Origin of the sequence: Bacillus sp. ms-22, assembly GCF_009759805.1 — a bacterium.
GTDB classification, from domain to species: domain Bacteria; phylum Bacillota; class Bacilli; order Bacillales; family Bacillaceae; genus Bacillus; species Bacillus xiamenensis.
In genome coordinates this window covers 1749803-1775054 of sequence record NZ_CP046653.1, presented here as the reverse complement: position 1 = coordinate 1775054, position 25252 = coordinate 1749803, and the positions used below count along the sequence as shown (strand labels likewise).

General features: G+C 41.5%; 30 protein-coding genes and 1 riboswitch. Of the genes, 3 read left to right on the top strand and 27 right to left on the bottom strand.

The window, feature by feature from the left end; genetic code table 11:
• Positions 1-10: 10 nt before the first annotated feature.
• From GPA07_RS09325 to GPA07_RS09255, 15 genes are all read right to left on the bottom strand, one after another.
• Entirely contained in the window at positions 11-658 is a 648-nt protein-coding gene (locus tag GPA07_RS09325; protein ID WP_157292430.1) for a M23 family metallopeptidase, read from the bottom strand.
• Between the two features lie 152 nt (positions 659-810).
• Positions 811-1917 (bottom strand): sigma X negative regulator, encoded by a 1107-nt coding sequence (locus GPA07_RS09320; RefSeq protein ID WP_157292428.1) that lies wholly within the window; start codon positions 1915-1917, stop codon positions 811-813.
• The gene (gene sigX / locus GPA07_RS09315) at positions 1829-2437 is read right to left on the bottom strand and encodes an RNA polymerase sigma factor SigX (RefSeq protein WP_008359718.1); all 609 of its coding nucleotides are present in this window, start codon (positions 2435-2437) and stop codon (positions 1829-1831) included. Before sigX ends, GPA07_RS09320 begins: the two co-directional genes overlap by 89 nt.
• A gap of 204 nt (positions 2438-2641) precedes the next feature.
• Positions 2642-4423, bottom strand: a complete 1782-nt coding sequence (locus GPA07_RS09310) for an ATP-binding protein (RefSeq protein WP_157292426.1) — start codon at positions 4421-4423, stop codon at positions 2642-2644.
• Complete coding sequence (locus GPA07_RS09305) at positions 4420-5142, bottom strand: response regulator transcription factor (protein WP_008359715.1); 723 nt, start codon at positions 5140-5142, stop codon at positions 4420-4422. Before GPA07_RS09305 ends, GPA07_RS09310 begins: the two co-directional genes overlap by 4 nt.
• A gap of 85 nt (positions 5143-5227) precedes the next feature.
• A complete protein-coding gene (gene ccsB, locus GPA07_RS09300) occupies positions 5228-6406 on the bottom strand; it encodes a c-type cytochrome biogenesis protein CcsB (protein ID WP_008359713.1) in 1179 nt (392 codons plus the stop codon).
• The gene (gene resB / locus GPA07_RS09295) at positions 6390-8069 is read right to left on the bottom strand and encodes a cytochrome c biogenesis protein ResB (protein ID WP_008359711.1); all 1680 of its coding nucleotides are present in this window, start codon (positions 8067-8069) and stop codon (positions 6390-6392) included. The genes ccsB and resB overlap by 17 nt, the downstream gene beginning before the upstream one ends.
• A 1-nt stretch (position 8070) precedes the next feature.
• Entirely contained in the window at positions 8071-8601 is a 531-nt protein-coding gene (gene resA, locus GPA07_RS09290; RefSeq protein ID WP_008359709.1) for a thiol-disulfide oxidoreductase ResA, read from the bottom strand.
• A gap of 90 nt (positions 8602-8691) precedes the next feature.
• Positions 8692-9426 (bottom strand): 23S rRNA pseudouridine(2605) synthase RluB, encoded by a 735-nt coding sequence (gene rluB / locus GPA07_RS09285; RefSeq protein WP_008359707.1) that lies wholly within the window; start codon positions 9424-9426, stop codon positions 8692-8694.
• Positions 9427-9561: 135 nt separating this feature from the next.
• On the bottom strand, positions 9562-10098 hold the full coding sequence (locus GPA07_RS09280; protein ID WP_008359705.1) for a spore maturation protein: 537 nt from the start codon (positions 10096-10098) through the stop codon (positions 9562-9564).
• A 4-nt stretch (positions 10099-10102) separates the two neighbouring features.
• Positions 10103-10690 (bottom strand): nucleoside recognition domain-containing protein, encoded by a 588-nt coding sequence (locus tag GPA07_RS09275; protein WP_071168993.1) that lies wholly within the window; start codon positions 10688-10690, stop codon positions 10103-10105.
• Positions 10678-11829 (bottom strand): D-alanyl-D-alanine carboxypeptidase family protein, encoded by a 1152-nt coding sequence (locus GPA07_RS09270; protein ID WP_008359702.1) that lies wholly within the window; start codon positions 11827-11829, stop codon positions 10678-10680. The genes GPA07_RS09275 and GPA07_RS09270 overlap by 13 nt, the downstream gene beginning before the upstream one ends.
• A gap of 112 nt (positions 11830-11941) precedes the next feature.
• A complete protein-coding gene (locus GPA07_RS09265; RefSeq protein WP_008359700.1) occupies positions 11942-12421 on the bottom strand; it encodes a YpuI family protein in 480 nt (159 codons plus the stop codon).
• 113 nt (positions 12422-12534) lie between these two features.
• Positions 12535-13128, bottom strand: coding sequence for an SMC-Scp complex subunit ScpB (scpB, locus tag GPA07_RS09260; RefSeq protein ID WP_008359698.1), 594 nt, complete (start codon positions 13126-13128; stop codon positions 12535-12537).
• Positions 13118-13876 (bottom strand): segregation/condensation protein A, encoded by a 759-nt coding sequence (locus GPA07_RS09255; protein ID WP_157292424.1) that lies wholly within the window; start codon positions 13874-13876, stop codon positions 13118-13120. Before GPA07_RS09255 ends, scpB begins: the two co-directional genes overlap by 11 nt.
• 209 nt (positions 13877-14085) lie before the next feature.
• Between GPA07_RS09255 and GPA07_RS09250 the strand changes: the two genes are divergently transcribed.
• The gene (locus GPA07_RS09250; protein ID WP_008359694.1) at positions 14086-14178 is read left to right on the top strand and encodes a YjcZ family sporulation protein; all 93 of its coding nucleotides are present in this window, start codon (positions 14086-14088) and stop codon (positions 14176-14178) included.
• Positions 14179-14266: 88 nt separating this feature from the next.
• Complete coding sequence (locus GPA07_RS09245; protein ID WP_157292422.1) at positions 14267-14791, top strand: DUF309 domain-containing protein; 525 nt, start codon at positions 14267-14269, stop codon at positions 14789-14791.
• 22 nt (positions 14792-14813) lie between these two features.
• Here GPA07_RS09245 and GPA07_RS09240 read toward each other — a convergent pair whose 3' ends face one another.
• The 7 genes from GPA07_RS09240 to GPA07_RS09210 form a co-directional block, all read right to left on the bottom strand.
• On the bottom strand, positions 14814-15167 hold the full coding sequence (locus GPA07_RS09240; RefSeq protein ID WP_008359690.1) for a GNAT family N-acetyltransferase: 354 nt from the start codon (positions 15165-15167) through the stop codon (positions 14814-14816).
• A 112-nt stretch (positions 15168-15279) separates the two neighbouring features.
• On the bottom strand, positions 15280-15744 hold the full coding sequence (gene ribH / locus GPA07_RS09235; RefSeq protein WP_008359688.1) for a 6,7-dimethyl-8-ribityllumazine synthase: 465 nt from the start codon (positions 15742-15744) through the stop codon (positions 15280-15282).
• A gap of 26 nt (positions 15745-15770) precedes the next feature.
• Positions 15771-16394 carry a 3,4-dihydroxy-2-butanone-4-phosphate synthase gene (ribB, locus tag GPA07_RS09230; protein ID WP_083381140.1) on the bottom strand — a complete coding sequence of 208 codons (624 nt, stop codon included), beginning with the start codon at positions 16392-16394 and terminating at the stop codon, positions 15771-15773.
• A gap of 11 nt (positions 16395-16405) precedes the next feature.
• Positions 16406-17056: a riboflavin synthase gene (gene ribE, locus GPA07_RS09225; protein WP_157292420.1), complete on the bottom strand. Its 651-nt coding sequence runs from the start codon at positions 17054-17056 to the stop codon at positions 16406-16408.
• Between the two features lie 252 nt (positions 17057-17308).
• Positions 17309-17450: riboswitch (FMN riboswitch) on the bottom strand.
• Positions 17451-17565: 115 nt separating this feature from the next.
• Positions 17566-17910: a hypothetical protein gene (locus tag GPA07_RS09220; protein ID WP_008359682.1), complete on the bottom strand. Its 345-nt coding sequence runs from the start codon at positions 17908-17910 to the stop codon at positions 17566-17568.
• Positions 17911-18159: 249 nt separating this feature from the next.
• Positions 18160-18396 carry a DUF2164 domain-containing protein gene (locus GPA07_RS09215; RefSeq protein ID WP_008359681.1) on the bottom strand — a complete coding sequence of 79 codons (237 nt, stop codon included), beginning with the start codon at positions 18394-18396 and terminating at the stop codon, positions 18160-18162.
• 340 nt (positions 18397-18736) lie between these two features.
• On the bottom strand, positions 18737-19174 hold the full coding sequence (locus GPA07_RS09210) for a peptidylprolyl isomerase (protein ID WP_008359679.1): 438 nt from the start codon (positions 19172-19174) through the stop codon (positions 18737-18739).
• 294 nt (positions 19175-19468) lie between these two features.
• On the opposite strand from GPA07_RS09210, the gene GPA07_RS09205 reads away from it, so the two are divergent.
• Entirely contained in the window at positions 19469-20353 is an 885-nt protein-coding gene (locus GPA07_RS09205; RefSeq protein WP_157292418.1) for a DUF1002 domain-containing protein, read from the top strand.
• A gap of 44 nt (positions 20354-20397) precedes the next feature.
• On the opposite strand, the gene lysA is transcribed toward GPA07_RS09205, so the two are convergent.
• The 5 genes from lysA to spoVAD all read right to left on the bottom strand — a co-directional run bounded on the left by lysA (position 20398) and on the right by spoVAD (position 25246).
• On the bottom strand, positions 20398-21723 hold the full coding sequence (gene lysA / locus GPA07_RS09200) for a diaminopimelate decarboxylase (protein WP_071168988.1): 1326 nt from the start codon (positions 21721-21723) through the stop codon (positions 20398-20400).
• 115 nt (positions 21724-21838) lie between these two features.
• Positions 21839-23311 carry a spore germination protein gene (locus tag GPA07_RS09195; RefSeq protein ID WP_071168987.1) on the bottom strand — a complete coding sequence of 491 codons (1473 nt, stop codon included), beginning with the start codon at positions 23309-23311 and terminating at the stop codon, positions 21839-21841.
• A complete protein-coding gene (locus GPA07_RS09190) occupies positions 23265-23873 on the bottom strand; it encodes a stage V sporulation protein SpoVABEA (RefSeq protein ID WP_071168986.1) in 609 nt (202 codons plus the stop codon). The genes GPA07_RS09195 and GPA07_RS09190 overlap by 47 nt, the downstream gene beginning before the upstream one ends.
• Positions 23874-23879: 6 nt before the next feature.
• A complete protein-coding gene (gene spoVAE, locus GPA07_RS09185; RefSeq protein WP_008359668.1) occupies positions 23880-24230 on the bottom strand; it encodes a stage V sporulation protein AE in 351 nt (116 codons plus the stop codon).
• Positions 24230-25246, bottom strand: a complete 1017-nt coding sequence (spoVAD, locus tag GPA07_RS09180; RefSeq protein WP_008359666.1) for a stage V sporulation protein AD — start codon at positions 25244-25246, stop codon at positions 24230-24232. The genes spoVAE and spoVAD overlap by 1 nt, the downstream gene beginning before the upstream one ends.
• Positions 25247-25252: the final 6 nt, after the last annotated feature.

Genomic DNA, 25252 nt, shown 5'->3' with positions numbered 1-25252 from the left:
GCATGAGGTTTTATTTTGTTGAAACGATTAATCGGTCACCCGTTCGAATGAGATGAGTTGTCAGCGCATTGATCTTTTTCAATTGATCAACGGTCATTTCATGTGCCTGAGCAATGGACCACAGGGTGTCGCCTTGTTGAATGACATATGTATGTTTTTCATGTCCGTTTACATGAAGAGCTGGCTCTTTAAAACGATCCCTCGCAATGACTGTGAGCGGATCTACTGCATCTTCTTTGCTCACTGACCAATTGCCCTTGTGTACTTCAAAATGCAAATGAGTGCCTCTAGAAGCGCCTGTGTTGCCAATGATGCCGACTGGCTGTCCTGCTTGTACCTGATCACCGCTTTTAACGAAGCGCTCGTGTAAATGGGCATAGACGGTTTCATATCCATTTGGATGGCGGATAAACACGACTTCTCCATAAGTAGCAGATACATAGGAACGAGTGACTACCCCTTCGCTTGCAGCAAAAATTGATTCGCCTTCTGGCGCAGCAATGTCTAATCCCTTATGCGCGCCGCCTCTTGTCCCAAATAAATCGGTGACTTCCCCTTTTATTGGTTCCACCCATTCGGTTGTTTTCTCAGCATGGGCAAATGGCGATAAGATCAAGAACAAGAAACAGCTGGCACATATGAAACAATACCTTTTCATCAGTGACTTCCCTTCTTTGAAGTTCTTTTCATGACAGCTTAGTATACCGCAAGGATGCCCTTTTCTATACATGAAAAAAAGACAAAGGGCTAAAATCAGCAACATTTTAGCCCTTTGTCAACAATCTGAAAGAACGCAATAAATTGCGTTCTTTAACGATCTTTGATGACAACTGGATTTGGCAGCGCCGGTACTTCTAGTGGTTCTTCTAATTCATAGGGCCCTACTTGATCTGTCCCTGCATTTTGAATCGTGACATCTTTAAAACCAAAATCTTTCGCTGTGAGCAGCAGCCCTTCAATAAGTAGAATATGATCAATTGAGTTCGTTAATTGTACTGATGCTCCAAACGTGACGGTCGCATGTTTTCCTTTTGATGTCACATCTTTAATAGGTTCTTCTTTAATGAGCGGATCTAATCCTGCGTCACCTGTCTGCTTCATTGCCTTTACCGCATCTTCATAAGTTTCATAACGACTTTTTGAGGGCACCAAAAAGGTCCCGCTCTTATTCTCTAATACGAAGTAAGCGTGCTTTGTTTGTTTATCAATTGAAATGGTGCCAAGACTTCCATTAGCACCTAATTGAAGATGAGAGCCTTTGACAGACTTGACCTGCACTTGCTTATATGGACTCCATTTTAGTGTTTCTTTTACCATGTCTTTAAAGCGGTTGGCTTCTTTTAATGTATCAAGAGACAAATCATTTTTCAGCTGAAAAACCAGCGTATCCCCTTTTGCACTAACCTCCACCATATCCATATAAGTTTGAAGCGGTTTTGTCATCTCAGGCAGCTGCACCTTTTCATATGTGTCAAGCAATGCTTGCACATGGTCATGGTCATTATCTTTTTCAATACTAATTGGGACAACTTGAGAAGTCGATTCATCTATGTATGCAATCGTCATATACTTTTCCTTGTCAGCTTTATAAACAACATGCGAAGGCTCATTTGTGTTTTTTACCGCCTCTAATGTTGCATTCACCTGCCCTTTGTCAGCATTCGATCCCATTTTCACTTTCTTTATATCTTGAGCGGCTGGCTGAAAGAAATGAGGAGAAATCAAAAACGCCATAAATAGAACCACAACGGTTGCTACCGCTGGACCGATCCATCTGACACTTTTCTTTTTCTTCCCGCTTGCCATCAGCATTTGCTGGTAAATCTGCTTAGATGAACGGTTGTCCTCCACCTTTGGAAGCTGACTTAGTAACACCTTGATTCGTTCTTCGCTCCAATCGGACCTGTTCGTTTTCATTCAATAGCTCCTCCTTCAAAAGCTCCATATGTTTTCGGAGCACTTTCAGGCCTCGGTGCTGCGTTGTTTTGACTTTGCTTTCCGAGAACTTTAGCGCCTTTGCCGTCTCCATGATTGAGTAGCCCTGGATAAACCTTAAAATGATGACAGCTCTTTGATCTATGGTGCAATGATCAAGTGCGGCATAGATTTCTTTTATATTTTCATCCTGGACAGCCAATTCATCCGGGAGCAAGTCTGGGTCTTTTACATCCTGCTTATCCCAATCAAACGTGCCTAGCACACGTTGTCTAATGGTTTGCTGTTTGCGAAACCAGTCAATTGCCACATGCCTTGCAATTGAAAACAGCCATGTTTTCTCGCTGCTTCTTCCTTCAAAAGTTTTATATGAGTGAAGTACCCGAATGTAAACCTCCTGAACGAGATCCTCTGCCTGATTTTTATCTTTTACCATATAAAATAAAAATTGGTACAAATCTTGATGGTACGAATCATATATTTTTTGAAAGGTTTCATGCATAGGAAACCCCTCCGTTCACTTATTTTTGTCGAGTGACTCTTGCAAAACGTTACATTACAACTTTATGACAAATATATTACAAGATCGACCATTTGGAAAGGGCTTTTTGTTTAACTTCTCCTTAAAAAAAAGAAAACATAGAAAAAACACCTCTTTTTCTGACGAAAAGAAGTGTTTCTCATGTAACAAGATTCTTCGTCAAGATTAGACGAGTTCCTGCTTTTTTTTCGGAATATAGAAGGTGAAGTGTGTACCTGTTCCTGCTTTGCTGTGTACATGAATCGTGCCTTGGTGTGCCTCTACAATGTTCTTCACAATGGCAAGGCCTAGCCCCGTACCCGAGCGTCCTCTAGTTCTTGCTTTATCCGCTTTATAGAACCGCTCAAAAATAAATGGCAGATCCTCTTCAGGAATGCCGCTTCCTGAGTCTTTCACATCCACCTTCAGCCCATTCTCCACCGATTGAACAGAGAAGTGGACCTCTCCGCCCTCTGGTGTATGACGAATGGCATTATCAATCAGATTGGTCAAAACCTGTTCAATCTTATCTGGATCGAATACAAAGTGCGGTTCTTCTACTTGAATCTCATATGTGAGATGAATTTGTTTTTCTTTCGCAATCCCAAGAAACTTTCGATAAATTTTATCAGTCAGTTCTTCTGTATCAGTTGATTCAAGATTAAGCGTAATATGACCAGCTTCCATACGTGCCAGATCTAGAAGGTCATTTACAAGACGCCCCATTCGAAGTGATTCGTCATAGATAATTTGCGCAATCTCTTTCTTTTCTTCTTCTGATCCTGCAATGTCATCGACAATGGCCTCACTATAGCCTTGCAGCATAGCAATTGGTGTGCGAAGCTCATGACTGACATTGGCAATGAAGTCTTTTCTCAGCTTATCAAGTCTTCTCTCTTCTGTCATATCACGGAGTACCGCAACCGCACCTCTCACATTCTGCTGATTATAAAGCGGAGACATCAGGAGCACCCAAGTACGCCCTTGCAGCGTGACTTCGATCATTTGCTCTTTTTCCGTGCTGACGGCTGTATGAAACAATTCTCGCGCTTCTGGCGGCAGTTCATCTCCATCTTTGATCTTCATGTTTTGCTCGTAGTACCAGGCCTGCAAAAATCTTTCGGCAGGCGGATTTGTCATGAGGATGGTTCCATCAATATTGATGGTGATGACACCATCAGCCATACTGCTTAGGATGTTGGACAAATGTTCTTTTTCTTGATTTAAGGCAGTAATATGAAATTTCAGCTGTTTCCCCATTTGATTAAAGGCGATGGCCAGTTCTCCAATTTCATCTTGCGTTAATATAGGAATCTTCGTATCAAATTTCCCCTTCGCCAAATCTTGTGCTCCCTCTCTCATTTTTCTGAGAGGATAGGTGACACGTGTCGATAAGAAGAAAGCGAAAATAGTGGTCAGAACAATTGCAATTCCGGCAGCGAGGAAAATATACCGCGTCGTATGTTTCGTTGTTTGTTCTACAGCGAGGAGTGATTGGGAAAGAAAGACCATGCCTTTCTTTCCGTTCGCCTCATAAGGAACACCTACTACAATTCGCTCATCCTTTTGATTGCCTGTACCAGATTCTGCTCGTTTGCTGATTTTCTTTCGTTCTTTCAGCGCTTTTTTTAAATCTTTGTCTGCTTCAATTTGTTCTTTTGTTATCGCTGGAAGCTTTCCGCCTTTTTCAGACGAATACCATTCTAGTCCATCCTCTTGAACAATCGCAATACTCGTCAATTTGTCAGCGAGTTCTGATGTAATAGACCTTGCGAGCGATTGATTCTCATGGCTTTCTAAAATGACTGCCACTTTGTTTGCCATTTGTGTTAAATCAGACTTTGCTTCTTCTACATGATAATTCTCAATGAATTCTAAAAGAAGCACAGTTAAAATGGATAAAACAATGAGGACAAGGAAAAGAATGGTTAACCATAGCTTTCCTACGACACTTTTCCACAGCTTCATTCAGCGCCGACCTCAAATTTGTACCCGACACCCCATACTGTCACGATTTTTTTCGCCGCTTCTGGTGACACTTTATTCAGTTTTTCTCGAAGTCTTTTGACATGGGTATCCACCGTTCTCAAATCCCCAAAGAATTCATACTGCCACACTTCTTTTAGAAGCTTCTCCCTGTCATAGACCTTATCCGGCGTTTTCGCCAGGAAGTATAGAAGTTCATATTCCTTTGGCGTGAGGCTGACTTCTTTTCCATCAGCCGTTACCCTGTGTGCATCATGATCAATGGATAGATGAGAAAACACAAGAACATCTTTTGTTGTTGTGCCAGTATTAAGATACGATGTTTGAGACGACCTTCTAAGCAATGCCTTTACACGTAAAACTACTTCACGCGGGCTAAAAGGTTTGACGATATAGTCGTCCGTTCCCGCCTCGAATCCTTGGACACGGTTAGCTTCCTCACCTTTTGCTGTCAGCATAATGATGGGGGTGGCTTTTTTATCTCGAATTTGATTACACACTTCAATCCCATCTGTTCCAGGCATCATTAAATCGAGCAGAATGAGGTCATAATCCGTTTGAAGCCCTTTTTGTATCGCCTCATCCCCATTTTCCGCTTCATCAATCTCATAATTTTCTCGTTCTAAATACATTTTTAAAAGGCGGCGAATTCTTGCCTCATCATCTACGATTAATATTTTCGTTTGAGTTGTGTGTTCCATTAGACAATCCTCCTGCTTTCTCCGTTGTTACATTCATTTTAACAAAAAGCCGAATCGAATCATAAAAGTTGGTCTTTTCTTGCGATTATGCGTAAGAATGAAGCCCTGCAATGACAAGATTGACAAAGATGAGATTAAACATAATAATGGCAAATCCGATCACGGCAAGCCAGGCGGACTTTTCACCGTGCCAGCCTCGTGATAACCGAAGATGGAGATAGGCTGCATAAAATAAAAATGTGATTAAAGCCCATACTTCCTTCGGGTCCCAGCCCCAAAATCTCGTCCATGCTAATTGCGCCCAGATCATCGCAAAAATAAGTCCGCCTAACGTAAATACAGGGAAACCAATGGAAACAGCCCTGTACCCAATTTCATCGACTAAATCGAGATTCACCTGTCTCACGAGCGGCTGAAGGAGAGCACTTAGTCTTTTTCGAATGATCAATCGTAGCAAGCCATAAATGATCAGCCCAACGCCAAATGACCATAATACTGTATTGACCTTTCTACCTGAAAAAACAGGTGGTAAATCAACGAAAGGCTCCAAACGATTTTGCGTCACAAGCTCCCCTTGATGAGGTCCTACTAAAGCTGGCAGCTCATAGACCATCACGCTTTCTTCTTTATTCTTATCTACCCAATTAAATTTCGCTTCATACCCTGTCATTCTAAAGATGGACGTGACCGCAATAAATGCAAGGGTGACCACAATCATAAACATGACAAGCTCTAAACCAAATGTCTTCTTGCCCGGTTTTGTTTGATCGACATGCTTCAAAAGAAAAATGACGCCTGCCACAAAACTGATCGCTAAAATGGCTTGACCAAGCGCCGCTGTCGTCACGTGAATATATAGCCAGTTGCTTTGAAGTGAAGGAATCAGCGGTGAAATATCTGATGGAAACATGCTTGCATACGCAATAATCAATAAAGCGATTGGAAGTGTGAATAAACCAAGTACAGACACTTGATAGACAAAATATAAAATGATAAACGCGAGCACCAGCATCATGCCAAAGGCCGTGGTGAACTCAAATAAGTTACTGACTGGCGCGTGACCAGACGCGATCCACCTTGAAATAAAATAGCCAAATTGGCTCAAAAAACCGATGATGGTGAGCGTAATGCCAATAAGTGCCGCCTTGTTTTTGCGCGGTCCATCCTCTTTCTTTTTTCCCTTAATGGCCCCTCCAAAAAAAGGAACTGCCGCTAAATAAAATAGAAAAGCTGCAAATAACAGGTTTTCACTGACTGCCGCCATCTAATCCTTCCCCCTTGCTTTTGCTGATACTTGTTGTATCAGGCAGTTCTTTTTGATCCACTGGCTGTTTGATGCCGCTGCCACTTAGTAACACGTTAAGATCAGACTTTAAGCCGAACCAGTTTTTGTTTGTGTGTCCTGCCACAAATACTTTTCCATCCTTTGCCGACAGCCAGATTCTTCTATGCTGCCAGTACATCCCTTGCACGACACCAATCATGAAGATGATTCCGCCAACAATGAGTACCCCAAGTGTTAAGTCTTTTCTCACCGTTAAACCCGTAACGTTTTTCGTTTCAACCCGGTCAAACTTCATCTTATAAAGATTGTTATCTGAACCCTCTACTGTCTCTTGAATCGCGACAAAGCTTTTTTCACCTTTTGGTTTTTCAGGAGAAATCATTTCAAACACGAAAGCAGGGTTATTTGGATTCCTTGTTTTCGTACTCGGCGTGCCATCTTCGTCCAAATAAAAATCAGGCAAATAACTCATCACCTTGACTTTGTAACCGCTACCAAGATCATATTCTGACTTAGGCTCCAGCAGATTAATCTTCACAGTTCCAAAAGATTTCTCAGTATCTTTTCGAATCAGCTGAAAGACCATTTGATCGAGTTCATTTTGTTTAAAATCCACTTGATATAATGAGAAATTGTCAAACTTAAGCGGTTCATTCACTTTAATGTCGTGCTCTGTTACCTGCTTCAGCTTGGGCTTTTCGCCAAAAACAACTTCCCCTTCACGTTTGTATAAGGTGGCATCGGTTTTATAACTTTTGACGACTTGACCGTCACCAGCTTTTTCAATCGCGTTTTCAAACACTTCTTTTTCTTTTTCAGATTCATAGCGATCAATGGAAAACGCATTATTCTTTAAGAAATATTGACCTCCCGTGCCTGGGATTGGTGCCGTTTCGCCTTCTCTTACCCACAATGTTTCATCCACGTACATTCCCGGGACAAAACGGAGCATTGATCCAATGAGAAATATAATTAATCCGATATGATTGACGTAAGGTCCCCAGCGGGAAAAGCGGCCTTTTTCAGCTAAAATATGTCCATCTTCTTCTCGCACGCGGTAACGCTTTTGTTTCATCTTACGAACGATGCCTTCATATGTATGCTGATCTAATGTTTTGTCTGTTTCGCTGAAAAGTCGCTGCCTTCTCATGAAGCCTTCTTTTTTGACAACCCCTTGGTTTTTAAGCGCCCGATAAAGTGGAATCACTCGGTCGAGACTGCAAATGACAAGGGAAATTCCAATAGATGCTATAAGGGCTAAGAACCACCAAGAACTATAAAGATCATGAAATCCAAGTATGTAGTATAACTTGCCAAACGATCCGTATTGCTCCTCATAATAAGTGGAAGCCGATGCACCTGGAGGAATAAATCGCTCCTGCGGAAAAATCGTTCCTAGCGAAGAAGCTAATAGTGTGATGACAATGAGCCACACACCCACTTTGACGGAAGAAAAAAAGTTCCATACTTTATCAACAATCGATTTGTTGTATGTTTGCGAGCGTCTCGCACTGCCGTCATATCTCATATCCAGCAGCTTTGATGAATTTTTCTCTTTTGCTGCAATGGGATTGCCGCATGATTCACATAGAACAGTACCAATTGGATTAATATGTCCACACTCGCACTTTACTTCTTTCATTCTATGACCCCTTTGGTTTAATCAAATTCATATATTCATAGACATTACGTTCTGTCATCGTTCCCTTTATGACTTTGATTACCTTGCCTTCAGGATTAATTAAAAATGTGGTTGGCAGCGGCGTAATATCATATGCCTCTGTCACTTGACGATCTTTGTCCATGGCAACAGGAAAATTCACGCCATAAGCATCCATAAAATTCTTCACCGCAATATTGGATTCCCCCACATTTACGGCAACAATTTCGACACCGCGATCCTTGAACACTTGATACTGATTTGCCATATAAGGAAATTCTTGCTTACAAGGACCGCACCATGTCCCCCAAAAATTTAGAAAGACACCTTTTCCTTTTAAGTCCTTTAATTCAATCCGTTCCCCATCTACAGATTGAAGGACAAAATTAGGTGCAATAGATCCTTCTTTCACTCGATCCGGTTTGGCAAATACTGAATTATACATGGTATAACAGAGTGCAGCAAGCATCACGAGGAGAATGCCCGTCCGTATGAAAAATCGTCTTTTCTTCATCTGAAGTACCCCTTCCCCATAGACATTCAGGTAAATTATAGCATTCTCCGTCTTTTGATGCTTCTTCATTTTTTGAAGTTTATGTGAAAATTAAAAAGCACTTTTCCCATGATCTGCAATCGCTCTTAGACGCTTTACTTCATGCGGAGACAATTCTCTTCGCTCGCCTGGTCTCATGCCTTCAATATGAAGGAAAGCATATCGCTCTCTTTTTAGCTTTAAAACATCGTGACCGATGGCTTCAAACATGCGGCGTACCTGTCTGTTTCTGCCTTCATGTATGGTTAATTGCACAATACATGTTTGCTTTCGTTTATCAATCGACAGCATTTTGGCACGAGCAGGTGCTGTTTTTTTATGGTCTAACATGATTCCTTTTTCTAGCTTTCTAAGCAATTCCTTTGAAGGGATACCTTTTAGTTTCGCTGCATACGTTTTATCAATTTCATACTTCGGATGCATGAGCTTATGGGCAAATTCGCCGTCATTTGTAATCAAAATTAAACCGCTCGTATCATAATCTAATCTGCCGATCGGATAAAGGCGCTGCGGGACATCATCAAAGAAGTCTGTGACGACTTTGCGCCCTTTATCATCCTCGGCAGCAGAAATGACGCCGCGCGGTTTATAAAGCATAAAGTACACTGGTTCTTCTCTTTCAAGCTTTAATCCATTGACTTCAATTTTATCTGAAGAGCCCACTTTTACTCCGAGCTCTGTCACTGTTTGACCATTAACGGTAACTCGTCCTTCTTTAATCAATTCTTCAGCCTTTCGTCTAGAAGCGACGCCGGCATGTGCAATTACTTTCTGTAAACGTTCCATTTGTCTTTCACCTCATGTACTATCTTACTTGCTTGACTTGAAACAAACAAGCATTCGTGGAAAAATAAGCGTTTCACCTGTCTAATTTCAGCAAAAAAGCTGTTTTCCATCCCTTAAAAATAAAAAAGCGCCTCATTAGGCGCCGCTAAATAACAAACTGACAATAATAATAGATGCAATGACACCAATGAGATCGGCTAACAGACCGACTTTCAGCGCATCTCCCATTTTTTTAATACCGACTGCTCCAAAATAGACCGTTAAAATGTAAAGCGTGGTGTCCGTTGACCCTTGCATGACGGCTGCAAGCTTTCCTATAAAAGAATCTGGACCATATGTTGCAATTAAGTCTGATGTCATGCCAAGTGCGGCTGTACCTGATATGGGGCGAATAAATGCAAGCGGCACCACCTCGGTAGGAACACCGATTGCTGTAAACACAGGCTTTAATAACGCCATCACAAAATCAAGCGCACCTGACGCACGGAATATCGTAATGGCCACAAGCATGCCGACTAAATATGGAATGATTGAAAAGGCAATTTGAATGCCCTCTTTCCCGCCTTCTACAAAGGTTTCGTAGGTTGGGACCTTTCTGATGGTTCCTGCAATCAAAATTCCTGCGATGATTAGTGGAATCAAAGCAAGTGACAGCCAGTTAATAAATGCCACAAGATCACCCCCGCCTGCTTCTGCGATAGTGGAAATAGCGATCAATAATTATCGCACCGATGCCTGAAATGAGTGTCGCTAAAATGGTCGGTCCTACAATATCTGTTGGCTGATCCGCGCCATAGGTCATGCGAATGGCAATAACGGTCGTTGGCACAAGTGTAATAGAGGATGTGTTGACTGCTAAAAATGTAATCATAGAGCGGCTCGCCTCATTTTTTCCGCCATTTAATGCTTTCATCTGCTCCATCGCCTTAATCCCAATTGGTGTGGCGGCATTGCCAAGGCCAAAGAAATTCGCCATGAGATTGGACAGAATATACCCCATAGCCGGATGATTCGCAGGAATGTCAGGAAATAGCTTTGAAATAAAGGGGCGGCACAATTTACTAAAGAATTGTAACAGCCCTGCTTCTTCTGCGATCTTCATCAATCCGAGCCAGAAAACAAGGACACTGATCAGCCCGATTGAAATGGTGACCGCTTCTTTTGAACCCTTAAAAATAGCTTCATTCACTTCCTGCATCGTTCCGTTAAACATCGCATAGACAAGACCGATGACCGTAAGGAATACCCAAATCAGATTGACCATGAAGAGCCGCCTAGCGATGTCTGAAAGACAGACTTAAACATGTCTTGAAAGCTTTTTTGAGGCATTCGGTTGCGTTTATTTTCATAAAAAATCGGGACTTGCTCAATCACCTGACCATCCAGTAAAAACGTCATTTTCCCTACTATATCTGGGATAGCTTCTGCGTTTTTCTCCCATTTCTTTTTCGGCGTGAGCATTTCCGTTTCGATTTCCACTAGTTGTTTCTCATCTTCATTTAGAAAATAGTCCACATCCCGCTTAATAAACGCTTTTTTTTCGTAAAAGGTTCCTTTTAACGAAGCGAGCCTGCCTTTTTCAGCAAGCACATACGTTTTATAGTGATCAAATGCATACTCGAACATAGAGATATGATCTTTCCAGTCATCCGGCGCATTAATCGTCACAGCAATCAGCGCAGCATCCCCTTTTGCAGCTGTAGAGACAAGCGTACGTTTTGCAAGCTTTGTATAGCCCGTTTTCCCGCCAGTCGAATATTGGTATAAACCAGTGAGCAGCTTGTTTTTGTTTTTCCAATAGCCTTCCATTGTTTTTGCTTTATAAAAAGTGGTCCCGGCAATCTTTTGATATTGTTTATGCTCCATGGCGTATTTTGTTAAAATGGCCATATCATAGGCTGATGAATAATGGTTTTTATGATCATCGAGTCCATGCGGATTTTGAAAATTTGTATTTTCCATTCCTAGTTCAGATGCCTTTTGGTTCATCATAAAAATAAAGCCCTCTAAGCTGCCGCCAACATGTTCTGCAATCGCAACAGCTGCATCATTCCCAGAACGCAGCATGAGCCCGTACGTCAGGTCTTCTAAGCTCACCTTCTGCCCTTCCTTTAAATAAATTGATGAGCCTTCCGCTTGAATCGCCCGTTTTGATACTGTGACGGTGTCCTTCATTTTTCCTGATTCAATGGCTAATACAGCCGTCATAATTTTTGTAATACTGGCGATTCTTCTTTTTTCGTGCTCGTCCTTTCCAAATAGGACTCTGCCAGACTGTCCATCTATTAAAATGGCGCTTTTTGCACTCACCGATAAGGATAGGTCTGCTTGAGCATGTGAGGAAAAAGGCAGTAAGAGTGTGAATAGAAGAAGGACTGCTGTTCCAATTTTTAAATAGGGCATGTTCATTCACGTCCTTGTCCGTTTTGTACAAGTGTATGCGCGGTTGAAAAAGTTATGATGCCTCGTCCATAAAAAAAGCACCTCTAACGATAGAGGCGCATTTCATTCTTGCTTATACCATTTTCATTTGCTGATGAGATGTCGTATATTCCAGCTCTTCTCTCATCCATAAAAAGTCTTTTTCTAATGTAGAAAATAGTTGTTTGACATCAGCCGATACTTCATGGTGAAAAACAATACTGCTTTTCCCTGTATAGGCCGAACGGCTGTCTTCATACCATGTATCCTTTTTTGGTGTAAAGAATTCTTCAATGCATTGATGATAAATGCGGTGAAGCATCTGCTGTGCGGCTTGCTGCGGGAATGTCTGCTGCTGCCGGATTTTCCTGCAAACTTCGGCTGCATCCTCACTATAGACTGCAAGCTTCCGTAATGTACTCAATATGTCACAATAATAGGCTTCCGCTTCCGGGTTTAATCGTTTCAAGCTTGATAAGGTAGCTTCGTTCAGGTAGTCATTCACTTCAGTTGCAACCTTTGATAAAAAAACACCTGCTTGATCAATTTGAGCCTTTACATTCATATGTGCCATTTGTTTCGTGTTTACCTTCCCCTCATGGCTTTGTCACCATTTTATCTTTCAACCAAAGATTTTAGACCTAAAATCTTTTTTATATTTTATCATACATTTTTCCTTATTTTGAACTATTTTATCTCTTCAAATGTTTGATTGAAGTTTTCAAAAAAGAGATCAGCCTCTTCTTGTACCCCATCTGCTTCAACATTTTCTGGAAGCGGCGGTAATTCATCTAAGGCCTTTAAGCCAAATTGCTCTAAAAAGGTCGGCGTTGTCCCATACAGGATCGCTCGTCCCGGACCGTCGGCACGTCCAACTTCACAAAGTAGTGCTTTGGCAACTAAACTATGAAGCACCCGTTCTGATTTAACACCTCTGATTTCCTCGACCTCACTGCGTGTGATCGGCTGTTTATAAGAGACGATAGCGAGCACCTCAAGTGCTGCCTGTGACAAACCTTTTGATGGTGTCTCGACTAATTTTTTCAAATAAATGCTGTATTCTTTTTTCGTCAGCAGCATATATGAATCTGCATATTCAATGAGCTCGATCCCTCGTTCTTGTTTTTGATATTCTTCTTTTACGGCAGACATAATGTCAAGAAGCGCCGCCTCATCTACTTCAAGAACGGACATGAGCTGTTTTCTTGTTAAGCCTTCATCACCTGCTGCATAAAGCAGCGCTTCTAAGATGGCTTTCCAATTCACGATATCAAGCGTCATGAATCGTTTCACTCCCTATGATATAAATGTCTTCAAAGTTCCCTTCCTGCTCTAACATGATTTGATGGCTTTTCATCAATTCAAGAACAGCAAGAAACGTTACGACAAGGTGTTCCTTTTGATCATGTTGAAATAGAGTCATGAAATTGGTCCGCTTTTTTGTTTTTCTTAAATGGTTCATAATCTCATTCATTTTGTCTTCAATCGGGATTTCTTGTCTTGTAATCTTTGATGGTGCTGGTTTTGTTATCTTTTTTCGATTTAATACCTTTTGGAACGCACCTAACATATCATACACCGTTACATGTAAGTTTGTGTCCTTCACTTCTGCTTCTTTTACAAATTCACTTAAATCGCTCGGTGGTTTTGTGAAGGCGTTTTGCCGTTCTTCTTCGCGTTCTTTAAGTTCCTGCGCTGCATTTTTATACTTGCGGTATTCAATCAATTTACTAATCAGTTCTTCACGAGGGTCTTCTTCCTCTTCAATCAAGTCTTCATCAAACAGCTCTTCCTCTTGTTTTGGAAGAAGCATTCTGCTTTTAATACTCAGGAGGGTTGCAGCCATCACCAAATATTCACTTGCAACATCAAGCTCAAGCTCCCTCATCGTGTGGACATATAATAAATACTGCTCCGTAATTTTAGCGACGGGAATATCATAAATATCAATTTCCAAACGGTTGATTAAATGTAAAAGCAAGTCCAAAGGACCCTCAAACGAATCTATTTTCACCTGATATTCCAGCATTCTTTTCTCACCATTTCTACTTCTTCTAAGTACCGTTTTCACCGGCTACCCTTTAGTATAAGACACGATAAAGCTCTCGTCCAATATAATTTCGGCCATGATGCAGCCGGTAAAATAAGAAAAACAGTGGATTCGCCCATACCAATGAGGGCTTTTATACATAGAATACCATTGTAATCAGAACTGATGAAAAAGGAGGCCGTATCATTATGGGAGATGGTTATTATTTCGGCGGAGGATTTGCGCTTATTGTTGTGCTGTTCATCTTGCTGATCATCGTTGGCGCGGCTTGGGTTTATTAAAGAAACAGAGCGTCCTTTCATAAAGGGGCGCTCTTTCTTCTTTTCTTTTCCGTGTGTTAGACTGATAGTGGAAAAGGAGATGACCGCTGTGTATCCTGAAGCGTACGTGGCTTTTTTACATGAATTTCACACGACAAGAGATTATTTTGAGTGTCATGAAATTCTTGAGGAATATTGGAAGGAAGACCCCCCTCATCAGCGCAAAGCGTACTGGGTTGGGTTCATTCAGCTTGCTGTCGCTTTGTATCACCAAAGACGGGGAAATGGCAAAGGAGCGAAACGACTGATTTCAAACAGCCTTCATCTGTTAGAAGCTGACCGAAACGTACTAACCGATTTAGGGCTTGATGAAGAGGCGTTTATGATGCTTCTGAGAACACTGAAAAAGAAAATGGATGAAGACATGCCTTATGAGAGTGTCATGCTGCCATTCAAAGATCAAGCGCTCCTTTCTTTATGCCAAGACATGGCCGAAAAAGAAGGCTTAATCTTTGGACAGGAAAGCAACTTATCACATACATTTTTAATTGAAAAGCATAGACTGCGTGACCGAACTGACGTATTGCTTGAACGTGAAAAACAAATTGAACGCAAAAAAAGCAGAGGCATGTAACCTCTGCTTTCACGTGTGATATTTAATTTGTTTCGTTCTGACACTTATGAAAGAAGCCTTGTGTTAATTCATTTGGAATGAGTGTTTTCGTTTTGAATACCTCTTCCACGGCTAATACCATTTCCTTGCCGATTCCTTGGTCCCGATGGGATGGGTTGACACTAATATGCTCGATTTGTACTTGGTCGTCTGTTTTCAACACACCAATAGCACCTACGATATCCTCACCATCTTTCCAAAGGAACAGCTGCCGATCTTCATCCATTTCATATGACTTCATCGTCTGCTGAAGCTGTTTGACGTCTTTCTCACCCGGCATAAAGGACAGGAGTCCCATGGCAATTTTTTCAAAAGACCTCTTGTAACGAATTAACATATATACCCCTCAATATTAAAATTATCCTTTTTTCCAGCAAATGTCTGATGAATCACTTGCTATCACACATTATAAACACTTTCGTGCTATTTTTAAACTCTTTTTCATCAAATTAACGAAACGTTCGATTTAGATTGGCCATTTCAATTGCAGCTGCAGCTGATTCACTGCCTTTATTACCAGCCTTTGTACCAGCTCTTTCAATGGCTTGTTCAATGGATTCTGTTGTGAGTACACCGAAGATAATCGGTACGCCTGTTGAGATGGCACTTTGAGCAATCCCTTTTGCCGCTTCATTACAAACATAATCATAATGTGTGGTTGCGCCTCGAATGACGGTTCCAAGTGTAATGACTGCATCATATTTTTTTGTTTCTGCTAGTTTTTTGGCCATATACGGAATTTCAAAAGCACCCGGCACCCACACGACATCGATATCGTCGCCGTTTGCTCCGTGTCTAAGCAATGTATCTTCTGCCCCATCTAACAGCTTGCTTGTAATAAAATCATTAAATCTTGCGACGACGATTCCAAATTTTAATCCTTCTGCTACTACATGGCCTTGTATTGTATTCATATGTTCATCATCCTTTTTTGTGATTTTTATTTTGTTTCAATTGTCGTTGTTTGATTATTTATATGTGCCTGCAATGCTTCAATCGTCAGCATCTTTAACTCATGTTCTTTTTGAATTTTTTTCAGTTCGGGCACGCGTGCCATCGTTCCATCTGCATTCATAATTTCACATATAACACCTGCAGGGACTGACCCCGCAAGTTTAGCAAGATCAACGGCCGCCTCTGTATGGCCTGGTCTTTCTAGTACGCCGCCCTCTTTTGCAATAAGCGGAAAAACATGACCAGGGCGGGCAAAATCTTCTGGTTTTGACTCTTTATTTAACATGGCCAAAATGGTCGTTGAGCGCTCAAACGCACTAATACCCGTTGTCGTTGACGTATGGTCGATACTCACCGTAAACGCTGTATGGTGTGCATCCGTGTTTTGTTCTACCATTGGATGCAGATTCAGATGCTTGGCTATCGACTCATGAACAGGCGTACAAATAAGGCCTCTCCCATATAAAGCCATGAAGTTAATGACTTCCGGCGTGGCGTGTTCAGCAAGTGCCACAAAGTCTCCTTCATTTTCTCTATCTTCATCATCCACTACGATAATAATTTCTCCTTGCTTGAGGGCATTTACCGCCTCATCAACTGAATGATACATACAATCGCCTCCTAGAATCCGTGCTCTTTTAAAAATGATGGGGTCAATCGGGATGGCTGCTTTTCGTCTTGTTCTTTTGTTAAAAAGCGATAAATATATTTACCGATCATGTCACATTCTACATTCACAACATCACCCATAGATTTAGTCGGGAAAATGGTTCCTTCAAGCGTATGTGGAATGATAGAAACTGTAACGCGTGCATCTCGCAAATCGAAAATGGTCAAACTGACGCCATCTATTGCGATCGATCCCTTTTTCGTGAGCATATCTGTGAGGGTCTTGTCCATTTCCAAATCATAGTAAATGGCATTGCTCTTTTTTTCAATCCGGGTAATTAAAGCCGTTCCATCAACATGGCCAGATACAAAATGACCGCCGAATCGTCCATTTGAGGACATGGCCCGCTCTAAATTCACTGGACTGCCTGATGCCAGCTGATAAAGCGATGTTGCTTTGACCGTTTCAGGCATCACATCTGCCGCAAACTGATCTTTTGTAAAACTTGTGACTGTGAGACATACGCCATTGATGGCGATGCTGTCTCCAAGATGAACATCTTCTAGCACACGGCTACACTTGATGACGATTTCCATGGCATCAGCTGACTTTTTGTTTAATGACTGGACTGTACCAACTTCTTCAATAATCCCCGTAAACATGTGATCCTCCCTTTCTCTTTCGATTGTATTTCTCACTTTATGAAAAAGCGATATTAGGGACATGTGATCGATTGAGCACCTTCGTCGCTTTTTATGGTCCATACAAGGTAGATGAGGGATCACCTAATAAACACTGCATGCTATCACTTCATTTACATACAGAAAGCCCCGGAAACATTCCGGGGCTGTGGTTTTTTTGCATTAGAAATAAAACTATGATCAACACTTGTTTTTTGTTCATACATAGCTTTCGTTATCCTTCTCCCATCCAGACTTTCACTGTCGGCTTCAGCTTTTCACTGAATCAACCGTTAATAAATTAACGGGTCACGGGCTGTAAAGCAACTGCTTTATTACCGTCGGTCGGGATTTTCACCCTGCCCCGAAGGATACAATCGATATTTAGCTGTCCTTAGGGGCTATTATAGCGATCCTTGTTGACAAATGCAACAATCAAGATTTCATGATCTGTTTCATAAAAAAAGCCTCCTTATAGGAAAGGAGACATGTTAGTTTACGACTTTTACTACTTTTATAAGACCATCTATTCTTTTTTCATTACTAAAGTACGCTTTAATACGATCGCCTTTTTTCAGATCAGCTACATCATCTTCAAATTTCTTTCCATTAAAAATGATTTTCGTTCCGTTTTTCGCTTTACCGTAGTATTCGTCTCCATCAATTTTTGTAATGGTATATTCATAGATGGTGTAGTCTTTATCATTGTTCGTTAAGCTTTCACCAATGGCTGTTGGCACATCTTCAAATTTCATGCCATTCATGTATAAATAACCTGCGCCTAAACAAAGCAGTAAAACAAATAAGATCGCAATTTTTAATTTGATTTTCCCCATAGTTAGAACCTCCATCATCTGCACTTCGCCTATTTGTATGTTTTATTCCTTCTTTTGTTGAAATAAAACCAAAAAAGCTGATTTCATTAATGGTTACTTATATAACGATTCAGATGGCCCTTTGGTTTCCACCTTTTAATCATTACATATGATACGAATATGCGTTCTTTATTAAGGGGGTGTTCGTTGAATTTCTCCTGATAAGGACAGTAAACCACATAGATACTAAAGAAAATAGAAACTTTTCACCTAAACTCTTTTTTCAAGAGCAAACAAGTCTTCTTCTAAGGCCTGTGCACGTTGAACAGCTATATCTCGACTATCGCGCACCCCCTGATTATAGTAGTAGCTTCCGAGGTGATGAGTGATAAAAGCCAATACTTCTCCCGCTGCCACTTCTCCAATAACCTCTTCTCTCTCATTTGCAAAGAAACGTTGTATTTCATCCATCATTTGCCTTTTTTCTTCCGTTGTCAATGATTTCATCTCATCCACCAGCTTTCTTTTTTTCTTGTACGATTACCAGGCTTCTTTTTACGAATATATGTTCCATTATATCATAAATGACAGCTTTTTTCGTCATAAAAAAACACCGCAAATGCGGTGTTTCAGATTGTTGACAAAGGGCTAAAATGAACTTTATTTTAGCCCTTTGTCTTCTTTTCAGCGTGATAGAAAACCTTTGCAGTCTAGGAAGGACGAGTACCGGCACGGAGCGAATTTGACATTCGTGAGTACCGGCACGCAGGACTGACACCGAATGCGAGGGTTTGTCTACACGCTGAAACACCGCAAATGCGGTGTTTCATACGTTGTTTTCCCATTATTATGCGTCGACAACTTCGACTTTTTCCATGCCTTGACCTTGTTCCATATCAAGAACAGCCTCAATACCTGATGTCACCTTGCCAAAAACAGTGTGAACACCGTTTAGGTGCGGCTGCGGGTCATGTACGATAAAGAATTGGCTGCCGCCAGTGTCTTTACCAGCGTGTGCCATTGATAATGAACCTCTTTCATGTTGATGAGGATTTCCTTCTGTTTCACATTTAATGGTGTAACCAGGACCCCCAGTTCCATTACCGTTTGGATCGCCGCCTTGGCTGACGAAGCCAGGGATTACGCGGTGGAATTTCAATCCATCGTAGAAGCCCTCATTGGCTAATTTTTCAAAGTTTGCTACTGTACCTGGAGCAGCCTCTGGGTAAAGTTCAAACTCAATTTTCTTTCCATTTGTTAATTGTATGTATCCTTTTTTCGCCATTTTTCACATTCTCCTTTCAGGTTAAACAACGCTCATTATAGCACATTTTTAATGATGTGAAACATCCCCTGCTCTTTGAATGTTATTTACCTCCCATCACATCATTGATAAAATAGAAGAGCCTGATTCTTTTCTCCTAAGTACATGAAGTCAGACTGATTAAAACGTCTTCAAAAGAAAATTGAAACGTCAGGCTGATTTGTTACGTCTATATGTTGGAGTACGCTTCACGCATGTACTCAAAAGATGAGTTTCTCTCAAAAGAGGAACGCTTTCGACTTGAAGGAGGTCAACATGTTAAAAAAAACAATGCTTGGTATGATGGCAGCACTCCTTTTGCTAATAGGTGCGCCAAAAGTCAGCTTAGCGGATGCAGCTGTCGGCGATGTCATCGTCACACTCGGGCAAGACTTAACTGCGGCTGATCGCCAGAAGGTGCTTGACGAGTTGAATCCACCTGAAAATGCGACAAAAATTGAAGTGACCAATAAAGAAGAGCACGAATATTTAGGAAAGTATATCCCTAGTTCTCAAATCGGGAGTCGAGCATTATCATCTTCATCCATCACTATTGAAAAATCAGGATCTGGTCTGACTGTGGATACTCATAACATTAAGACCATTACAGATGAGATGTATTTAAATGCTTTAATGACAGCAGGTGTGAAAGATGCAAAAGTTGTCGTGACGGCTCCGTTTGAAGTCTCTGGTACAGCAGCTCTTACAGGGCTATTAAAAGCCTATGAAGTGTCAAGCGATAAAGCCATTCCAGAGGATGTGAAACAGGTTGCAAACGAAGAGCTTGTGACAACCTCTAAATTAGGTGACTCTATTGGTAAAGACAATGCTTCGGCCCTGATTGCAAAAATCAAAGATGACATTGCGAAAAATGGTGTTCCTAAAACAACAAAAGAAGTAGAAGAAAAAGTGGATCAAGCCGCTTCGGATTTGAACTTAAATCTGACGCAAGAACAAAAGGATCAGCTTGTCTCTCTCTTCGATAAAATGAAAAATATCAATATCGATTGGAAACAGGTCGGATCTCAAATTGATAAAGCAAAAGACAAGATTACGAAATTCATAGAATCAGATGAAGGGAAAAACCTTCTACAGAAGATTTGGGATTTCTTTGTCTCCATTTGGAACGCAATCGTGTCTGTATTCACTGGTGGAAAATAAATGTTATAAAAAGAAAGCTGCCTAATGATCAGGCAGCTTTCTTTTTAAGTAGATGATTTCACTTTTGATTGATAAGGCAGATCTAATTTGACAATGTCCTCATATGTCTCACGCTCCACCACAAGCTGCGCTTCCCCATCTTCTACAAACACAACAGCCGGGCGCGGGATGCGGTTATAGTTGTTTGACATACTGTAGCCGTATGCTCCTGTACAAAAGACCGCTAGTAAATCTCCTTGTGATAACTCTGGCAAGTCGATATCCCAAATAAGCATATCTCCGCTCTCACAGCATTTTCCTGCAATCGAAACCGTTTGGTCGTGCGTTTGGCTCATTTTGTTGGCACTCGCCGCTTCATATTTTGCTTGATATAGAGCTGGACGAATGTTGTCACTCATCCCGCCGTCAATCGCTACATAATCACGAATGCCAGGTACATGTTTTGATGAGCCGATCGTATAAAGTGTTGTCCCTGCATCTCCAACAAGAGAGCGGCCTGGCTCAATCCAAATCTCCGGCATTTCGAACTCATAGCGGGATACATTATCTTTCACTGCTTGAATGATTTTCTCCACGTATTCTGTCGCAGGCAGTGGTTCGTCATCTGCTGTATAACGGATTCCAAAGCCGCCGCCTAAGTTTAACACTGTGGAAATAAAGCCAAATGATTCTCTCCATTCATCCAGCTTCATAAAAATTTTATCTGCTGCAAGGACAAATCCAGCCGTATCAAAGATTTGTGAACCAATATGGCAATGGACACCTAAAAGCTCGATCACTTCTGAATCAAGCACTTGTTTCACCGCTTCGTCTGCTTGTCCATTATGAAGATCAAAGCCGAATTTTGAATCTTCTTGACCTGTTGTAATGTAATCATGCGTATGTGCTTCAACACCCGGCGTGATGCGGAGCAATACTTTCACCTTTTTCGACAGCTCTTGACCAAGCTGTTCAATGAGTTTGATTTCATAGAAATTATCAACGACAATACAGCCAATCCCATACTCTAATGCCATTTTTAATTCTTCTCTGCTTTTGTTGTTGCCATGGAAATGAATTTTTTCTACTGGAAATCCAGCACAAATAGCTGTATGCAGCTCCCCTCCTGAAACGACATCAAGTGATAATCCTTCTTCTTTGGCAAGCTGAAACATCGCAATAGAAGAGAATGCCTTACTCGCATATGCCACCTGGGCCTTTAATTCTTCTTCAATAAATGCTTTTTGAAAGCTTTTTGCGCGCTCCCGTATTAAAGCTACATCATATACATAAAGTGGCGTCCCATACGTTTCAGCTAAAGAAACGGCATCCACACCACCTATTTCTAAATGTCCGAGTTCATTTTGTCTGCAAGTGCCGTGTAAATACAATGTCATTCCCTCTTTCTCCGCCTCGGCTGAAAAAAGACAGCTGCGTGAGCTGCCTTTTGCCGTTTCTCAAAGTTAAAAATACAATATCACAATCTTCAGCCACTTTCAACGAGCGTTAAGAATTTGGCGGAATTTTTGATCTGTTTTGAGGGTGAACGATGCTCGGCCTTACTTTTGAGCCAGGAACAGACGTCCGAATGAGCACTTGCCACAAAGCCTTTCCATTAAAAGGAATGAACGGCCACATATAAGGCGTCTGCAAGGACCGAATAGAGGTTAAATAAATGACTAACAACGTAAAACCAATGATGAGTCCATTCAGCTTAAATATCGCTACTAATGCTAATATGATCAGTCGGATGATTTTATTAGCGACGCTAAGCTCATAGCTCGGAGTGGTGAATGTGCCGATGGCTGCTAGTGAGACGTATAAAATGACCTCTGGTGTAAATAAACCAACATCAATCGCAATTTGTCCAATTAAAACGGCTGCGATCAAGCCCATGGCCGTCGACAATGCGGTTGGCGTATGTATCGCTGCCATTCGTAAAAATTCGACCCCAAAATCAGCAAGGAACACTTGGAGAATAACAGGAATATGAGAGGGTTTGTTAAATCCTATATAGCTTAGATTGTCTGGTAACAAATTCGGCTCTAGGATAAAAAGAAACCAAATCGGCAAAAGAAAAGTAGAACACAAGATGCCTAAAAAACGCACCCATCTTAAAAATGTCCCAACTGCTGGTGCTTGGCGGTATTCTTCTGCATGTTGAACGTGATGAAAAATAGTGGTCGGCGTAATGATGACACTAGGGGATGTATCGGTAATAATGATGACATGCCCTTCTAATATATGGTTAGCGGCAACATCTGGACGCTCGGTATATCGGACAAGCGGAAAGGGATTGTATCCTTGTTTTATGATAAATTCTTCAATCGTTTTATCAGACATCGTCAGTCCATCAACTTTGATACTGGATACTTCTTTTTCAATAATATCAACAAGATCTGGGTCCGCAATGTCTTCAATGTAACAAACACAAACGTCTGCTTTTGAACGTTCGCCTACTTTAAGCATTTTGTAGCGCAATTTTTCATCCCGCACTCTTCTTCGAATAAGTGCTGTATTCACAATAATGTTTTCAACAAACCCGTCTCTTGCACCTCTGACAACCTTTTCTGTATCCGGCTCCTCTGGCATTCTGCCAGGATAGCTCCTGACGTCAATGATGAATGCGTAATTTTCGCCTTCTACAACGACTGCCACAAGCCCCGACAGCACTTGATCCACAGCTTCATCCAGCGTTTCAACTTTGGAGACTTGCTGATTGACAAGGCGGTTCTCTATCACACGTGCAAGATCATCTGATTCAGGTTCGTTGTCATTGATTTCAATCAGTTCTTTTAATAAATAGATCACATATTGTGTATCACATAATCCATTTACATAGTAAAGCTGGATTTCCTGATCATGGACATAAATTTTCCGAACGCCAAGGTCAAAGCTGAGACCCATTCCGACATTGTCTTTGAAGAAATCTTCATTTTTCTTCGGATCTCGGAACACATGTACCTTGTCTTTCTTCATAGAAACCGCTCCTTTCTAAAATTAATTCAACTGCTTTCATCGTGATTGGAGACCCTTTGCTTATATCATCTTTCCGTCCCATCTTGCCAATATCTCCAATGCCCACAACAAACGGAAGGTGAAGTGAATCCAGACAATACACTGTATCTCCGCTCATTTTATGTGGTTCCATTTCTGGAAGTCCGTGTTTATCAACGCCGTATTCTGTCAGTTCACCTTCTCGGTCAATGGAAACATGTACCTTTGTCCATTCGGCTTGATGGGTTTTAGATGCCACTGCAATTGCGCCAATGACTTCAATTTCAGGGTGACCTGCTACATGTTTCATCGCCGTCTCCCCCGTCCCTTCACCAGTTAAACCAGAATCATCAAACATGACAAACACTGGGTCATACGGCGTTTTTAAAATCATTTGGACCAGTTCTGGTCCTGTCCGTTTGCTCGGATTCCCTTTTGAGCTGGAAATACATCTTCCGCCAACCTTTTTTGCGACAAGCTCAATCGTTTTGGCAGCATATATATCTCCGTCTGTCACTAAAATGACTTTGCGTCTTTGCCCCATATTAGGTTATCCTTTCGGTTTAAAGATCAGTGCGATAATAAATGAGAATAAAATCGCAGCTGATATTCCAGCAGAGGTTAATTCAAAAATACCAATCCCGATGCCAATAAAGCCGTGTTCATCGGCTTGGTGCATCGCCCCATGAAGCAAGCTGTGACCAAAGCTCACGATAGGCACGGTAGCACCCGCACCTGCAAATTCAATAAATTTATCATAAATACCGAACCCGTCTAAAATGGTTCCAGCCACAACAAAAGTGGTCATGACATGTGCAGGCGTGAGTTTAAGTACATCTAGTAAAAGCTGGCCGATGACGCAAATAAGCCCGCCTGCAACAAAAGCGATAAGATAATCCATTAGCTCTCTCCTCCTGCACGCTCAAATACAACTCCGTGCGCAATGGTTGGAATGGTCTCTTTTTGCTGGACCATCATTGGGCTGAGAAGCGCACCGGTTGCTACAACCAATACTCTTTGCAAATTCCCTGCTTTCATTTCTTGAAAGATGTGACTGAATGTCACAACAGCTGAACAAGCACAGCCGCTGCCTCCAGCGAAAACATTTTGATCAGGTGTATAAATAATTAAGCCGCAATCATCGTGCTTTCGGCCGAGCTGAATGCCGTCTTCTTTAAGGAGATCCTTTAAGATCGGTGAGCCAATGCCGGATAGATCACCTGTTAAAATAAGATCGTAATCATCAACCGTTCTCCCTAAATCTTCTAAGTGCTGTTTAATGGTGTCTGCTGCCGCTGGCGCCATGGCTGATCCCATGTCAAATGGATCTGTAATTCCAAGGTCCATGACCCGTCCGATGGTTGCACTTGTGATTTGAATTTGAGAGGGCTCTTGGCTGATAATCACTGCCCCGCTCCCAGTCACTGTACTTGTCGCAGTATCCGGTTTTTGTCCGCCGTATTCTGTCGGATTACGAAATTGACGTTCTGCTGTCGCATTATGGCTACTTGTCGCAGCAATCGCTCTTTTTGCAAAACCGCCGTCTACTAATGCTGAGGCAATCGCAACTGATTCCATTGATGTGGAGCAAGCCCCAAATAAACAAAGGAACGGGATTTTAAGCTCTCTAGCCACATAGTTTGCTGTGACATTTTGGTTCAGTAAATCTCCTGCCAGCAAAAGATCAATCTCACTTTTTTGCAGATTCGCTTTTGATAAAGCTGTTGATATGGCATCATCCATAAGCTGTCTTTCAGCCATTTCCCAGTTCTTTTGATAACAGTGCATTTCATCGTATGTTTTATCAATGAGATGACCGATCGGGCCTTCCTTTTCTTTCGGTCCTGCAGCTGTTCCTTCTGCATTAACATAAAGCTTGTGTTCAAATACCCAAGATTGTTTACCTGTTAGTTTCACGTTTCA

What these genes read in the sequence shown, in the direction of transcription:
- GPA07_RS09265 (WP_008359700.1), bottom strand. Translation starts at nt 12,421, where the DNA reads ATGGCACATATGAATGTAAAGGCTCAAATTGATCAAGCAGGTGTTTTT.
- rluB (WP_008359707.1), bottom strand. Translation starts at nt 9,426, where the DNA reads ATGGAACGTTTACAGAAAGTAATTGCACATGCCGGCGTCGCTTCTAGA.
- scpB (WP_008359698.1), bottom strand. Translation starts at nt 13,128, where the DNA reads ATGACGCTTGATATCGTGAATTGGAAAGCCATCTTAGAAGCGCTGCTT.
- sigX (WP_008359718.1), bottom strand. Translation starts at nt 2,437, where the DNA reads ATGCATGAAACCTTTCAAAAAATATATGATTCGTACCATCAAGATTTG.
- spoVAE (WP_008359668.1), bottom strand. Translation starts at nt 24,230, where the DNA reads ATGGATTATCTTATCGCTTTTGTTGCAGGCGGGCTTATTTGCGTCATC.
- GPA07_RS09275 (WP_071168993.1), bottom strand. Translation starts at nt 10,690, where the DNA reads ATGGTCAATCTGATTTGGGTATTCCTTACGGTCATCGGTCTTGTCTAT.
- GPA07_RS09320 (WP_157292428.1), bottom strand. Translation starts at nt 1,917, where the DNA reads ATGAAAACGAACAGGTCCGATTGGAGCGAAGAACGAATCAAGGTGTTA.
- GPA07_RS09205 (WP_157292418.1), top strand. Translation starts at nt 19,469, where the DNA reads ATGTTAAAAAAAACAATGCTTGGTATGATGGCAGCACTCCTTTTGCTA.
- ribH (WP_008359688.1), bottom strand. Translation starts at nt 15,744, where the DNA reads ATGAATACAATACAAGGCCATGTAGTAGCAGAAGGATTAAAATTTGGA.
- GPA07_RS09210 (WP_008359679.1), bottom strand. Translation starts at nt 19,174, where the DNA reads ATGGCGAAAAAAGGATACATACAATTAACAAATGGAAAGAAAATTGAG.
- GPA07_RS09255 (WP_157292424.1), bottom strand. Translation starts at nt 13,876, where the DNA reads ATGCTGGAATATCAGGTGAAAATAGATTCGTTTGAGGGTCCTTTGGAC.
- resB (WP_008359711.1), bottom strand. Translation starts at nt 8,069, where the DNA reads ATGAAAGAAGTAAAGTGCGAGTGTGGACATATTAATCCAATTGGTACT.
- GPA07_RS09325 (WP_157292430.1), bottom strand. Translation starts at nt 658, where the DNA reads ATGAAAAGGTATTGTTTCATATGTGCCAGCTGTTTCTTGTTCTTGATC.
- GPA07_RS09305 (WP_008359715.1), bottom strand. Translation starts at nt 5,142, where the DNA reads ATGGAACACACAACTCAAACGAAAATATTAATCGTAGATGATGAGGCA.
- resA (WP_008359709.1), bottom strand. Translation starts at nt 8,601, where the DNA reads ATGAAGAAAAGACGATTTTTCATACGGACGGGCATTCTCCTCGTGATG.
- GPA07_RS09190 (WP_071168986.1), bottom strand. Translation starts at nt 23,873, where the DNA reads ATGGGGCAAAGACGCAAAGTCATTTTAGTGACAGACGGAGATATATAT.
- GPA07_RS09215 (WP_008359681.1), bottom strand. Translation starts at nt 18,396, where the DNA reads ATGAAATCATTGACAACGGAAGAAAAAAGGCAAATGATGGATGAAATA.
- ccsB (WP_008359713.1), bottom strand. Translation starts at nt 6,406, where the DNA reads ATGGCGGCAGTCAGTGAAAACCTGTTATTTGCAGCTTTTCTATTTTAT.
- GPA07_RS09240 (WP_008359690.1), bottom strand. Translation starts at nt 15,167, where the DNA reads ATGTTAATTCGTTACAAGAGGTCTTTTGAAAAAATTGCCATGGGACTC.
- GPA07_RS09220 (WP_008359682.1), bottom strand. Translation starts at nt 17,910, where the DNA reads ATGGGGAAAATCAAATTAAAAATTGCGATCTTATTTGTTTTACTGCTT.
- GPA07_RS09195 (WP_071168987.1), bottom strand. Translation starts at nt 23,311, where the DNA reads ATGAAGAAAGACAAGGTACATGTGTTCCGAGATCCGAAGAAAAATGAA.
- ribB (WP_083381140.1), bottom strand. Translation starts at nt 16,394, where the DNA reads ATGTATCATTCAGTTGATGAGGCGGTAAATGCCCTCAAGCAAGGAGAA.
- GPA07_RS09310 (WP_157292426.1), bottom strand. Translation starts at nt 4,423, where the DNA reads ATGAAGCTGTGGAAAAGTGTCGTAGGAAAGCTATGGTTAACCATTCTT.
- ribE (WP_157292420.1), bottom strand. Translation starts at nt 17,056, where the DNA reads ATGTTTACGGGGATTATTGAAGAAGTTGGTACAGTCCAGTCATTAAAC.
- GPA07_RS09250 (WP_008359694.1), top strand. Translation starts at nt 14,086, where the DNA reads ATGGGAGATGGTTATTATTTCGGCGGAGGATTTGCGCTTATTGTTGTG.
- GPA07_RS09270 (WP_008359702.1), bottom strand. Translation starts at nt 11,829, where the DNA reads ATGCCCTATTTAAAAATTGGAACAGCAGTCCTTCTTCTATTCACACTC.